The organism is Nitrosospira multiformis ATCC 25196 (genome assembly GCF_000196355.1).
Lineage (GTDB): Bacteria > Pseudomonadota > Gammaproteobacteria > Burkholderiales > Nitrosomonadaceae > Nitrosospira > Nitrosospira multiformis.
The window spans coordinates 1,692,756-1,706,184 of sequence record NC_007614.1 but is presented as its reverse complement, the minus strand read 5'-3'; the positions used below and the strand labels follow the sequence as shown (position 1 = coordinate 1,706,184).

At 52.5% G+C, this 13,429-nt stretch carries 9 protein-coding genes; 6 read left to right on the top strand and 3 right to left on the bottom strand.

The features are described 5' to 3' along the window. Nucleotides 1–383: 383 nt before the first annotated feature. Complete coding sequence (locus NMUL_RS07835; protein ID WP_011380825.1) at nt 384–2,474, bottom strand: PAS domain-containing hybrid sensor histidine kinase/response regulator; 2,091 nt, start codon at nt 2,472–2,474, stop codon at nt 384–386. 466 nt (nt 2,475–2,940) lie between these two features. On the opposite strand from NMUL_RS07835, the gene NMUL_RS07830 reads away from it, so the two are divergent. From NMUL_RS07830 to NMUL_RS07810, 5 genes are all read left to right on the top strand, one after another. Then, on the top strand, nt 2,941–5,382 hold the full coding sequence (locus tag NMUL_RS07830) for a PAS domain-containing hybrid sensor histidine kinase/response regulator (protein WP_041352468.1): 2,442 nt from the start codon (nt 2,941–2,943) through the stop codon (nt 5,380–5,382). A gap of 311 nt (nt 5,383–5,693) precedes the next feature. Further along, nucleotides 5,694–6,584: an SDR family oxidoreductase gene (locus tag NMUL_RS07825; RefSeq protein WP_011380823.1), complete on the top strand. Its 891-nt coding sequence runs from the start codon at nt 5,694–5,696 to the stop codon at nt 6,582–6,584. A 257-nt stretch (nt 6,585–6,841) separates the two neighbouring features. After that, nucleotides 6,842–7,075 (top strand): KGG domain-containing protein, encoded by a 234-nt coding sequence (locus NMUL_RS15325; RefSeq protein ID WP_011380822.1) that lies wholly within the window; start codon nt 6,842–6,844, stop codon nt 7,073–7,075. A gap of 120 nt (nt 7,076–7,195) precedes the next feature. After that, nucleotides 7,196–7,564, top strand: coding sequence for a hypothetical protein (locus NMUL_RS07815; protein WP_041352467.1), 369 nt, complete (start codon nt 7,196–7,198; stop codon nt 7,562–7,564). Between the two features lie 712 nt (nt 7,565–8,276). Continuing rightward, the gene (locus NMUL_RS07810) at nt 8,277–10,106 is read left to right on the top strand and encodes an ABC transporter ATP-binding protein (protein WP_011380821.1); all 1,830 of its coding nucleotides are present in this window, start codon (nt 8,277–8,279) and stop codon (nt 10,104–10,106) included. A gap of 297 nt (nt 10,107–10,403) precedes the next feature. On the opposite strand, the gene NMUL_RS07805 is transcribed toward NMUL_RS07810, so the two are convergent. After that, nucleotides 10,404–10,922 (bottom strand): hemerythrin domain-containing protein, encoded by a 519-nt coding sequence (locus NMUL_RS07805; RefSeq protein WP_238529777.1) that lies wholly within the window; start codon nt 10,920–10,922, stop codon nt 10,404–10,406. Between the two features lie 449 nt (nt 10,923–11,371). Between NMUL_RS07805 and NMUL_RS07800 the strand changes: the two genes are divergently transcribed. After that, on the top strand, nt 11,372–11,869 hold the full coding sequence (locus NMUL_RS07800; protein WP_011380819.1) for a hypothetical protein: 498 nt from the start codon (nt 11,372–11,374) through the stop codon (nt 11,867–11,869). A gap of 426 nt (nt 11,870–12,295) precedes the next feature. Here NMUL_RS07800 and NMUL_RS07795 read toward each other — a convergent pair. Further along, a protein-coding gene (locus NMUL_RS07795; RefSeq protein WP_104009797.1) for an IS3-like element ISNmu2 family transposase occupies nt 12,296–13,416 on the bottom strand; the annotation gives its coding sequence in 2 pieces (ribosomal slippage) (nt 12,296–13,158 and nt 13,158–13,416; 1,122 coding nt in all). Nucleotides 13,417–13,429: the final 13 nt, after the last annotated feature.

Sequence of the window (13,429 nt, the reverse complement as noted above, 5' to 3'; positions counted from 1 at the left end):
CTCTCAAAATTGTCTGGGCAGTTTGTAAAGCAACCGATTGCAGTAAAGCGTCTTCATTATTCTTTTTTGACATGGGCTATCCTTTCTGGAAAGACTGATCGCACTACAATCAGGGAATCCCTATATGAAGCTACAGGCCCAAACCTCGGGGGGGTGGAACATTGAATGGAACGGGTGTAACGACTGAAGTAAATGAAATGAAGTACAATGCTACTGAGCAAAGGGAGCTTGCTGCGGACTGTTCTTGCAATGCGGTGAGGATACAGCAGCATAACATGTACTGTACCACGTTAAGCGGGTAAACGTGGCAATATTATAGAGACCATCGTGCGATGCAATCGGAGTTGGCCGGAGTATTAACCCAGTGTCACGTTCCTTCCGCGTCAACTCGCTGTTTTTGCTCGCGCCATCAGGCTTCCGATGGAAGCGATCAGTTCTTTTGATTCCACGGGTTTGGAGAGATGCATCTGGTAACCCGCCATCATTGCGCAGGTACGGTCTTCCGGATGCGCAAATGCGCTCAGTGCGATTGCCGGTATCTCTCCTCCCTGGATTGCAGGAAGTCTTCTCACTTCGCGAATAAACTGGTAGCCGTCTTTTCCCGGCATGCCAATATCACTGATCATTACATCCGGCATCTGGCTTTTCAGTATCAACAGTCCTTCCATGGCGTTTGCCGCGGTAATGACTTCAACCCGGTGCTGCGCGAGCACTTTATGGATGAGCTCACGCGAGTCCCGTTCGTCATCAATGACGAGAATCCTCATCCCTGAGAGAAGGATATTGCCATCCTTCTGGGAAGGTTTGGCATCAGGCAGCAGTTGTCTGTCCATGCCGTCCTTGATCGGGGCAGGCGGTAAGGTAACGCAAAATGAGGCGCCCTGACCTTCCCCCTTGCTCTCTGCGCAAACCGTTCCACCATGCAGCCCCACAAGCTGCTTCACGATGGCAAGTCCCAAGCCCAGGCCGCCATGATTCCGGGTGAGGGAAGAGTCGGCTTGCCGGAAGCGGTCAAAAACATACGCCAGGAATTCAGGTTTGATACCCACCCCGGAATCTTTTACGATGACCCTAAGCTGCGATGCGGCGCGTTCCACGATTACCTCTACGGTACCGCCGTCAGGCGTAAACTTGACGGCATTGGAAAGAAGGTTCCATATTATCTGCTGAAGGCGATGGTTATCCCCTAGAACCCGTCCTGCAGTGGCATCGATTGTTCTTCGGATACATATTCCTTTAGCCTCGGCTGCAGGTGCAACAGATTCGACTGCTGCCTCGGCTATTGCGCCAAGGTCCCATTCCTGCATATCCAATCGGATTTTGTTAGAAATGATGCTGCTCATTTCCAGAAGATCTTCGATAAGCTTATTCTGTGCCCGGGCGTTTCGCTCGATGGTTTCCAGACCCCTTTGAATGTCTTCGTTTTTCATTGTCCCCTGCAAGATGAGCTGTGACCATCCAAGGATGGCATTAAGCGGTGTTCTAAGTTCATGGGATAGGGTTGCCAGGAAATCATCCTTGATGCGGTTCGCGCGTTCGGCTTCGCTTCGCGCAATCCGTTCATTCTCAAGGAGCTGTTTTTTCTCTTCGTCTGCGCGTTTTAGCGTGTCGATATCCGTGTTCGAACCGACCCACATGGATATATACCCTTTCGTATCGCGCCGCGCCTGTGCCTGAAGCAGGTGCCAGCGGTAAGTGCCGTTCGCTTGGCGGAAACGGCACTCCATCTGCAGATGCTCCCCTGTGTTAAGCGAGTGCTGCCAGCGCCGCACGCACTCCGGGGCGTCGTCAGGATGGATGAGCTTGATCCATTCCCAACCCTGCATTTTCTCGCGGGCAAGACCGGTGTAATCTTTCCATTGCTGATTGAAATAATCCACGGCCCCATCGGCGCGCGCAGTGAATATTTTCTGCGGCATGGCCTCAGCCATGAAGTGGAGACGCTCGGTGCTTTCCTGCAGCGCCTCTTCGGCATGTTTACGGGCCGTGATATCTCTAAAGCTCCATACGCGGCCTACACACAGGTCCTCTGCATACTGAATCTTCGAATACCGTTCAAATATCCGGCCATCGGTAAGTTCCAGCAAGTCGTATGTTTCGGGCGGCCAGGCATCATATATTTCCTCTATTCTCTCAAGATATTGCTTCGGGTCCGCCAAGTACTTGCAACTAAGTTTCTGCAATTGCCTATGTTGATGCAATTCAACGATATCGGGGAGCTTAATCTGCCACATCTGCAGATATCGTTCGTTGTAGCGAAGCATATGGCCATACTCGTCGGTAACCAGTATTCCGTCGGCAGTGGATTCTATGGTTGCTCGCAGGATAGATAGTGACTCATCAAGCTGTTTCGTTTTATCCTCAAGGGCCCTTTTGACCCGCTGAAGCTCATGCTCGACCTGTTGCCCGGCGTGAAGTACGGCGTTTGTATGCAAGGTAACCGAGGGCGGCAGGCTTTCATCATTATTATCCATTTGCTGTTTTATTCCCCTTTATGAAGTTTGTCCAAACCAGGGTGGCTTAAAGCGGTAATCACCGGCAGCAGGCATGCGTGTAAACTGATCTGTTCAAGAGTTTTGACAGCCATATATAGAGGAGGTTTTACTAATTTATTGGAGTCCCTGCAAACTCAAGCCTGCCTCTTCCTCCGCCTCTGCCGCCGGCGGCCGTGAATGATTCAAGCAGGACTTGAGGGAGGCCTGCCTTGTTGATGTCGTGTTGTGCGCAGAAGGAGGGGAAGGTGTTCCTTGTGTATGGTGTGGCGAGAACCGGAGCGATTTTATGGATATTCGCATTAGAGCGCTCCAGATCATATTGAAGTCAGCCAGGAATCCGAAATTTGGAGAGCTTCTTTCAGGCTTCGGAGCGTGAGTTATGCTAGGCTTTGAACAGGGTTCTCCACAATGCGTAATATCAATATTGTGTCAGAAAGAGGAAGGGATGAACGAGCGGGAAACCACAAGCTGTGCAGAACTGCCGGGGTGGCTGCAAGGCAGCGAGATGGGGGCACTGATTTTTACCCATGATTGGATCGATTCGAGTCTTGGGCCTATATCGGCATGGTCACCTGCTCTTCGATTCGCAGTCAACATGATATTGCTGATGCCGTCGGCCGTCCTGTTACTGTGGGGACCAAAGCTGATACAGATCTATAATGATGGTTATCGCAATCTGATGGGCGCCAAGCATCCGGATGGATTGGGGCAACCTGTTTCGGAGTGTTGGCCGGAGGTATGGCATTTTCTTGCGCCCATCTGTGAGGGGGTGATGGAGCGGCGCCAATCCTTCAGCTTTGATGATCAACCGCTTGTCATTAATCGCACCGGAAGTCCCGAAGAGGCTTTTTTCAAACTTACCTACAGCCCCGTTCCCGATATCAAGGACAGCTTTTCCAGGGAGGTTTCCCCAGATGCGAAGCAAACCGGAGTGTCGGGTGTACTTGTGACGGTAACCGAGACAACAGAGCTTGTCCGGGCACGTGCTCATGAAGCGAAGAAAATCAGGTTCAAGGAGGCCTTGGCTGAGCAGGCGCTGCGTGAGAGCGAACAGCGCTTCTGCCAGGCTCTCGAGATCGAGACTGTCGGAATCATTTTCTTCGATAGCGAAAATCGGATTACTGAAGCGAACGATGCCTTCCTGGAGATGAGTGGCTTCAGTCGGGACGATGAGCGAGCAGGGGCGCTGCGATGCGATGAGCTAATCCCGCCGGAGTGGCGAATGAGTACTTCCCGGGCTGCAGAGGAACTCAAGGCAATGGGGCGAGTGGCCCCTCATGAAAAGGAATTATTTCGCAAGGATGGGTCCCGGTGGTGGGCATTAATCGCGATGAAGCAACTCCTCGGCAACGAGGCGGTAGCATATGTGGTCGACATAACGGAACGCAAACGCGTCGAACATAGCCTGCGCGAGAGCGAGGCAAGATTCCGTGCGCTGGCGGAGGCTTCCCCAGCCCTGATCTGGCAGGTGGATCCACAAGGAAATGCGGTTTATCTCAACCAGCGCTACCAGTACATGTTCGGGAAGAGTCTGGAAGAGCTGATGCCGACCGGATGGCGCGAGCTTCTTCATCCTGACGATGCCCCTGCATATGTTGCCGCGTTCGAGCGGGCGCTACATGACCGGGCGCACTTGAGACAGCGGGTCCGCGCCAGGACAGCCGAGGGGGAGTGGCGCTGGCTGAAATCGTATGCCTTGCCGTGGTTTACCGTCAGGGATGAGTACGCGGGGCATGTGGGCATATCGATAGATATTACTGAAGCAGTAGCTGCAGAAACCGCTCTGCTGGAGGCCGACCGTCGGAAGGATGAGTTTCTCGCTACGCTCGCACATGAGTTGCGTAATCCGCTCGCCCCGATTGCCAGCGCGCTGACACTCATTGCAGGCCCCGATGGAGCAGCCGAAATACCTCGTCTGCTGCCTGTCATCAACCGGCAGGTCAACTACATGGTTCGACTGGTGGATGATCTCCTGGAGATATCGCGGATCACCAGCGGAAAGGTCGAATTGCGCCAGAAACCCACTGATCTGGCCATTGTCTTGCGCAATGCAGCCGAGGCCAGCATGGAACAGATAAGGGAAAAGGAGCTCGAATTGAGCATATCCATCACCGATACGCCTTTGATTGTGTATGGCGACACGGTGCGTCTGGAACAGATCTTCGCGAATCTGCTCAACAATGCTGTGCGCTACACCGGGAGAGGGGGAAAGATATGGCTTACCGCCCGCCAGGAAGATCATAAAGCTGTCGTATCCGTGAAGGACAATGGTATAGGAATATTACCGGGAATGCTGCCGCGTTTATTCGATATGTTTGCGCAGGAGCGGCGCAGCGGCATGGGCACTCAGGAGGGACTAGGGATTGGCCTCAACCTGGTGGACCGCCTTGTCCAGATGCACGGCGGTAGTGTCGAGGCCTCGAGTGAAGGAAAGGATAAAGGCAGTGAATTCACAGTGCGCCTGCCTTTGTCCGAGATCACTACAAGTGGAAAAAGCGGTCAATCCGAGAAGGTGGCATTCGCCCCGCAGGAACTGCGCGTGCTGGTGGTCGATGACAATCAGGACGCCGCGGAGGTCCTGTGTATGTTGTTGCAATCAATGGGAGTGGATGTCAAAGCAGTAGATAGCGGGCCTGCCGCACTTGCCACGCTTCCCCATTATCTGCCTGATGTCGTTTTGATGGATATCGGTATGCCGGGGATGGATGGTAACGAAGTGGCACGACGTATTCGGGTGCAGCCGCAATTCAACAATATAAAGCTCATCGCGCTGACCGGCTGGGGCCAGGAAAAAGACCGGCAGCTGTCGCACGAGAGCGGCTTCGATCATCATCTGACCAAACCGGTAAACTTCAAAGTTCTGACAGAACTGATTGCTTCGATCTAACTGCGTGTTTTGTCTTCGGGATTACCCGGCTGGTCTTCGATTCGGGTGACCGAACTGTTTATCGTCATGCCAGGCTTCCCTGGCCCAATCACATGAAAGTTTAATTGGGCCTCACCTTTGTGAATCCCGCTTTTCGAGCTGTTTCATCACCTATGGCTCGACACCCTTCCGTTAAGGAGGGGTAAGCACTCTTGCTCCCGTGGATTTCGGGTACCCGCTATGTGCGATTCTGCACAGTCGAAATATGCGACAGCTTCTAGCCTTGATGCATTACCTGATTTTTCCCATGTCATTTTTTCAAGGTGAGAATCATGCAAACTTCTCTTAAACCTCTCGACCAGCAAGTGATTGTGATTACCGGTGCATCAAGCGGCATAGGCCTTGCTACAGCAATGCTTGCAGCAGAACGGGGGGCAAAGCTCGTTCTTATTGCTCGTAGTGCTAAAACACTCGAGCATCTGGTTGCAAGGATAGCAAACACTGGAGGGGAGGCTATCGATGTTGTCGCGGATGTTGCCGATCGGGAAAAAATGCGTCTCGCGGCGCAAACTGCGGTTGACCGTTTTGGCCATATCGATACCTGGATCAATAACGCAGGTGTGGCAATTTACGGACGTCTCGATGAAGTCAACGAAGCCGACAGCCGGCGTCTTTTCGATACCAACTTCTGGGGGGTGGTCAATGGTTCGCTTGCCGCCTTGCCTTACCTGAAAAAGCAGGGCGGAGCGCTCATAAATGTAGGCAGCGAAACTTCCGAGGCTATCGTGCCTCTTCTGGGAATGTATTCCGCATCCAAGCATGCGGTGAAAGGCTTCACTGATGCATTACGCGTGGAAGTCCAGGAATTCGACAAGGCACCCGTAGTGATTACACTGATTCAGCCTTCCGCCGTGAATACACCTTTTCCGCAGCATGCCAAGAATTATATGGACAAGGAGCCAAAATTGCCGCCCCCTCTGATCAATCCCGAGCAGGTTGCTGAAGCGATACTGAAAGCAGCTACTGAAGGAGGACGTGACGTAAAGGTCGGTGCAATGGCGGTCGTCAACACGATGATATCCAAGCTTGCTCCGAGTTTCGGAGACAAGATGTCCGCCAAGCGCGGAAGCGGCCAGCGGGAAAGGGTCTTCCCGCTACATCCACAAGGCACTTTATATGAACCGGGAGAATCGGGATCGGCGCACGGTCACGCATCTTCATGAGTCTCTGCCAAGTAGAGCCAGGTTATGCATTCATCTTTTATATCCTTTATAACTTGTTTGATTTTGGAGTATGTGTGGCTCCGTACATAAAACAACCAGTTCGCCAACTAAGATGAAAACTGCGTTTCACCAAAGATTTTTCCTGAAATTCGTTGGATGGTAGAGATCAGGCTTCCGAGGCCATAAAAGAAGATCGCCTGGAATGGTAGAAGCATATGTTCAATGGATTCTCAATATTTTTGTACAAGGAGATAAACATGCCTTCATCAAAAAGCGGTAGCGGCAATACCAGCAAGCGGGGTTTCGCTTCAATGGATCAGGAGAAACAACGGGAAATTGCGAGTAAAGGTGGAAAAGCAGCTCATGCGAAAGGCACTGCCCATGAGTTCTCTTCCGAAGAGGCTCGTGAAGCCGGGCGGAAAGGTGGAGAGGCTTCCCATGGTGGTGGAAGAGGCAGCTCATCTTCAAGCCGTGGCAGTTCATCCAAGTAGCATGGCAAGGCAGGTGACTGAAACGATCGAAATCATAGGAAGCTTGCTCAGATTCCTTGAGTGAAAAAGGTGAATCCCCTTACTTTTTTTCGTTCTGAAATTTATTCTCGGGAGATTTCCATGAAACAGTTTTGGACATTGAAGAAAGCGATTATTTCATCTCTAGCGACAATGGCATTTGCTCTAGCAGGAGGAGGAATGCTGCACGCACAGACGGGTACCGGGGCGACGACCGGGACACCAAGTCAGGGAGTACCGGGGATGCAGTCGGCGCCAGGTCAGTATGACGCCGGCTCCGGAGAAAAAGGTCAATATGATAAAGGTCAGTATGGCCAGAAAGGCGAGCGGTCCAAAAAGGGCACGGATATGGATCGGCGGGGAGACGACAGTAGCACAGGTTACTCATCAGGTGGTAGTTCTGCTGGCGGCGCGGGCGGTAGCTACGGGAGTGGATCTGGCGCGGACTCGGGGGGTGGCAGCAAGTATTAGTTGTAGTAGTTGCTGCCCATCTGTTGGATTTTGGTTCCTGGCTAGCTCTTTTTCTTAAACGAAAAATCAATCAGGGATTGACCATCGGTTGCAAGCAGTAATCACCAACCGTTTTGATGGCTACAGGACAAACGTGATGGTGCGTGTCCCAGTATCCATTTCCCTTTCCCACAAGCGGGAAAGGGACTAAATAATGTAATGCTTCCCAGGACTTCTTTCCATGCAGGAGAAGAGATAAATGCCCTTCCCAAATCCCCTCATGCAAGAGAGGAGATAACCGGTTTCTCCAACTCCTTCATTCTCCACTGAACCGTCATTCTTCCTGAATACCGGCAATTTTCCTCAGTCGCTCCCTCCAGTTCGTTCAAAAAGGCCTTTTCCGAGTAAACCTCGAGCGTGATCCAGCGTTATAGCGGCTGCATCAGTCCGGCTGTATCCGGATGTATAAACGTTTTCGAACCCACGGGCTATTGCTGAAACAGGAGTCAAAACATGCCTGAATTCGATCCACCGAGAGATCATCCCTTGGATTATCTTGCTCGCCGTTACAAACCCGATAAAGAAAGGCTTCCCTGAATTTTTCCTGCGATGGATATGTCGATTAAGACCAGCTTCATGCCTCTGGTTTGCAGCGAGGCAAAATTGATTCCCATTTTTCACTCCCATTTCCAGACAGACTCCCGTATTTTTTTAACCCTGAGGTTCTTTTTACATGTTCGCTTTTTTTGAGCAACGCGTTCGGCCCACTGTCGTCCCTAAAAAATCCCCGCCCCCGGAGTTGCTGGCGTTCTATTGGCACTTTATCAGCCAGACAAAAGGTTTATATGGGGCATTGTTTGCTACGGGGTTAGCCGTCGCTCTCATCGACACGCTAATTCCCGTTTTCATTGGGCGCCTTGTAGAGGTGATGGAGGCGACCGCGAGAGTTGCCGCGTTGCGCGATGCAACTTCAATGCTATTCGGCATGGCCCTGCTGGTGCTGATCGCCCGGCCGCTCGCGATTCTGATCGATAGCCTTGTGCGTCACAATGCCGTAGTACCTGGGGTAACCAGCATGATCCGGTGGCAGAGCCACTGGCACGTCATCCGGCAGAGTTGGTCCCTCTTTCAGAACGATTTTGCCGGACGAATGGCAAACCGCGTGATGCACATGGGGGATGCGGTGCGCGAATGCGTAGTGTCGAGCATCCATGCCATCTGGTACATCGGGGTGTATGGCGTTTCTTCGCTGTGGCTAATGAGCGAGGCTGACTGGCGGTTGGCGATCCCTACGGTGTTATGGTTTATCGGGTATGTTTTTTTCCTGCGATACTTTGTGCCGCGCATGCGTGACCTGGCGAGAAGCAGCAGCGAGCGGCGCTCCGCGGTGATGGGACGTGTTGTGGACAGCTATAGCAACATCCTTACCGTTAAGCTGTTCTCGCGCGCGAGCGACGAAGACGCTTACGTGCGCGAAGCAATCGAACATCATACGATCGCCATTGCCGCTCATATGCGCATGATCACAAAATTCTCCACCACATTATCCTTGCTCAATGCGTTTTTGCTGGCGGGCACGACCGCGATCGGCATCATGTTGTGGGCTCAGGGAAGAATTGATGCGGGCGTAGTCGCTATGGCTGTGCCACTGGCCTGGACGATCGCCAATGCGGCAGGATGGGTCAGCTGGGAACTGAATCGGGCTTTTGAACACATGGGCGTGGTGCAGGAGGGCATGCAAACCGTTGCCGTGACCAACGCTCTGGCTGACAAGCCCGGCGCGCACGAGCTGGATGCCGGCGAAGTACGTGGAGAAATCCGTTTCGAGAGATTGACCTTCACATTCGGCCGCAGCGACGGCCGCAAGGTGCTGGACAGTCTCAATTGTGTCATTCGGCCGGGTGAGCGCGTGGGGCTCGTGGGCAGCTCAGGCGCTGGTAAATCCACGTTGATCAATCTGTTGCTGCGCTTCTACGAGATGGAGTCAGGCAGTATCCGGATCGATGGACAGGATATCCGCGAAGTGACGCAGGAGAGCCTGCGCCGTTGCATCGGCGTCGTAGCCCAGGATGTGTCCCTGCTGAATCGCTCCATTGCCGAAAACATTGCCTATGGCAGTCCCGGAGCAACCCGGGAACAGATCGAGGCAGCCGCGATGCGCGCCCAAGCGCACGACTTCATCATGAGCCAGAGGGATTGGCTGGGGCGCACGGGTTACGATGCGCACGTAGGGGAGCGCGGCGTCAAGCTCAGCGGCGGACAGAAACAGCGCATTGCCATCGCCCGCGTCATGCTCAAGGATGCGCCGATCCTGATACTGGATGAAGCCACTTCGGCCCTCGATAGTGAAGTGGAGCTTGCGATCCAGGATCAGTTGATGGGGCTGATGGAAGGCAAGACAGTGATTGCGATTGCGCATCGCTTATCTACCATTGCTTGCCTGGACCGATTGCTGGTACTCAAGGATGGATGTATCGTAGAGGAGGGCACGCATGAGGAACTTCTCAGGCAGGGGGGGCAGTATGCCATGCTGTGGCGGCATCAGTCGGGAGGTTTTCTTTGATTTAAAGGGGGTGGTATCGGTGAAAGGCTTACGCTGGTATCCACTTTTTCTTGTCACGAACGTGCGGCGACCGTAGATATGCTCTTCTCCTTCGGGGCCCTGAATAAAGGGGGTCCCGAAGGTTGAACGAGAGAAAGAAGGGTAACACCGAGATGATGCCAGGACTGAATATCCTGGCATTTCTTTCTTATCAAGAACGAAAGCGTTGGTCCTTCCCCGGGCGATGGCTCAGCTTCGAACGGGCAAACCGCCCAGGGATCAGAGAACGAACCAGCTTGTAACTCTTCTTCACTTCAGCTATTCCTGCTCCTCCATGAGAGCTTCTTTGCGCTCTTCTATTTCAGACCCGAGTTCTTCAAGATCCATTTTTGCCTTTTCCACCTTCGGGAATATCTCGTTCTGTTCTTCCTCTATATGGTGATTAACGTATTCTCCAAGGACGCTTACCATGGCGTCATACATTGGGTCCGAACTGCTCGTTGATTGAATTTTTTCGATGAGATCCTTGGCGGCCTGATGCTCCACAGCTGCTTCGTTCATCAAATCATCATCATCAATTGCGTCACGCGCGGCAGGATAGAATATTTCCTCCTCCAGCTGCGCATGGATCGTGAGCTCCTTGCAGATCTGCTGCACAAGTTCTTCCTTGCCTTCCTCCTGCTTTTTGTGCAGTTTTTCGAACTCCTTGAACATCTTCTTGACTTTGTTGTGGTCGTCAGTCAGCAGTTTTATTGCGTCATGTTTGGGTCTTCTCGTGGTTTTGTGTTCCGTGGTTTTATGTGAAGTGGTCTGCGTAGTTGGCATGATGATCTCCAATGGAATGCAGGATTGAGCGGTTTGCTGTTTATGTCCAGTCATGAACACACAAGCATGAACGAAAGATAGTCGTAAGGATTGCAGAGTTCTGTACGGCAACCCACACTGTCCTTTTTCCTGCTTCCTCCCGTTCTCGTGATCCGCAGAAATAGAAATGGAAGCAAGCGAGCAGCAACGAGGAATGGCAAACCGATGACGAGCTATGTATGTTCCCGCACAGAATGAGTCATCTTGTCACTTTATGATGCAGTGATTCTCCCGCAATATGGAGAGAGGAGTCATTGCTTGAGATGGAATCGGGAAGGTTCGATTGAAAATGTGAACAGTATGAAAACTGTTGTAGGGGATGAGGAAATCCGGGAATTCAAATTCAAGCCTAATGAGGAACAAGAGTTCAAGGAAATACTATCCCCTGTCTTTAAATTCAATACGTATTCAAGGAGAGAAAAATGATGCGCTCATCAATTGTGAACAAGAAAAACTGCATTACGGCGGTGGCACTGCTGGCGCTTGGATTTACAGGAGGTCTGTGTGCTCAAAGCAGCTCAATGTCAATCGGCGCGACAGGCGGAGCATCCGTCGGGCAGGATAATGCAGGCAAGAAGGGCGAGGGTAGTTACAACAAGAAAGACAACCCAACAAGGGGCACGAAAGACACCTTGGGCAGCGACGAGCCTGGCAGTTCGGGAAGCGGAGGGGGTGGTTCCGATGGTTCAAAGTCACCGGCGGGAAGTGCATCGGGTGGATCAACGGGGGATAAGGGGTTCAGCAATGTGAGGGAAAATAAAGGAGGCAAGGGTGCCCGTAGCGTTCTGGGCGGGAGCACCGATACAAAAGCAGGCCATGCCGGAGAAAGCGTAGGCAGTGGCGGTACCGGAAAGAGCGACAAGTCAAAGCTTGACGCAAGCGCCCCCGCGGATGGAAGCAGCAAAGGTATTGCCAAGTAAGCAGATTCGCGTTCAATGCTTGAGTCCACGCCCACCTGGAGGTTAGCCTTTCCCTGCTTTGGCCAGGGGAAGCTTCCTCAGTGCTTCATTTTAATCCCGGGAGCGTGTTTGTACTAATGCTGTCCTCGAGCACCACCCGGAGGTACGGAAACCCTCCGCTGCACCAATCCTCCACGAGTCACGCCCCTTTTGCGACGCTCCTAACGTCAACTCTTCCGTGACCCACTCCAGCAAGGGAAGACTCTCAACAATGAGAATGCCAACTTCATATTTGCTGCAACTTCCATCAGGTCAGGAGGACGCGGATAGGCCTGCAACCGGTTCAATTACTTTTTTGGGTACCGCAACGGTCATTATTCGTTATGGCGATCTTGATGTGCCCCCGGTAGTAGTGCCAGGGGCGTTCTAGCAAAGTTCAGTTATAAATTAGCTTCCATTTCTTTCACAGCCGTTTATTTCTTCTTGCCTGCGGCAGTTGGCTGCAAATTCTGCCGGGGTTAGGTAATTTAGTGCACTGTGCGGTCGATGCTCGTTGTAGTCGCGCCGCCAGGCTGATATCCGAATCCGTGCCTCAGCCAGGCTGGTAAACCAGTGATCGTTCAGGCACTCATCCCGAAACCGACCGTTGAAGCTCTCAATATATGCATTTTGCGTCGGCTTGCCCGCCTCAATCAATTTGAGCTGGACACCATGCTTATAAGCCCACTGATCCAGTGCCTTGCTGGTGAACTCCGGTCCCTGATCGGTGCGAATGGCCAAGGGCAACCCACGAAACTGTGAAGCTTGCTCCAATACGCGCACGACATGTTGTCCCGAAATGCCATGTTCAGCTACCAGATCAATGGATTCCTTGGTGAAGTCATCAACGATGGTCAATACCTTGATGCGTCTGCCATTCGCCAGTGCATCACAGATGAAATCCATTGACCATACCTCGTTGGGCTGGCTTGGCAATGCCAATTGCTCACGTTCAACTGCTACGCCCCCTCGCCTGCGTCGGCGCTTTACTGCCAACCCGGCAGCCTGGTAAAGGCGAAAGATGCGTTTGTGATTGGCTTCAACACCCTCACGCCGCAGCAGGGCATGAATGCGTCGATAACCAAAACGACGGCGTTCAGAGGCCAACTCAACCATTCGACCTTGCAGTTGCTCATTCTCCAGCCGCACCTTGGACATGTAGTGCAATACCGTACGTGATATATCCACAAGCAGGCAGGCACGGCGTTCGGAAACGTTCGTCTGCTCAAGCATCGCCATTACTGCCTCACGCCTGGCCTGTGGAGTTAATGCTTTCGGCCCAAAGCAACCTTCAAGGCTTGAGCATCAAGAAGCGACTCGGCTAAAAGCTTCTTGAGCTGAGCATTCTCTGCTTCAAGATCTCGCAACCGCCTGGCATCCGATACTGTCATCCCACCAAACCTGGCACGCCAGGTGTAAAACGACGCATCGGAAAAACCATGCTGGCGGCACAATTCCCTGACCGGAATGCCTCCATCTGCCTGCTTCAGAAATCCAATAATTTGTTCATCCGTAAATCGCTTCTTCACGTCCGTTCTCCTC

What these genes read in the sequence shown, in the direction of transcription:
- NMUL_RS07835 (WP_011380825.1), bottom strand. Translation starts at nt 2,474, where the DNA reads ATGGATAATAATGATGAAAGCCTGCCGCCCTCGGTTACCTTGCATACA.
- NMUL_RS07830 (WP_041352468.1), top strand. Translation starts at nt 2,941, where the DNA reads ATGAACGAGCGGGAAACCACAAGCTGTGCAGAACTGCCGGGGTGGCTG.
- NMUL_RS07825 (WP_011380823.1), top strand. Translation starts at nt 5,694, where the DNA reads ATGCAAACTTCTCTTAAACCTCTCGACCAGCAAGTGATTGTGATTACC.
- NMUL_RS15325 (WP_011380822.1), top strand. Translation starts at nt 6,842, where the DNA reads ATGCCTTCATCAAAAAGCGGTAGCGGCAATACCAGCAAGCGGGGTTTC.
- NMUL_RS07815 (WP_041352467.1), top strand. Translation starts at nt 7,196, where the DNA reads ATGAAACAGTTTTGGACATTGAAGAAAGCGATTATTTCATCTCTAGCG.
- NMUL_RS07810 (WP_011380821.1), top strand. Translation starts at nt 8,277, where the DNA reads ATGTTCGCTTTTTTTGAGCAACGCGTTCGGCCCACTGTCGTCCCTAAA.
- NMUL_RS07800 (WP_011380819.1), top strand. Translation starts at nt 11,372, where the DNA reads ATGATGCGCTCATCAATTGTGAACAAGAAAAACTGCATTACGGCGGTG.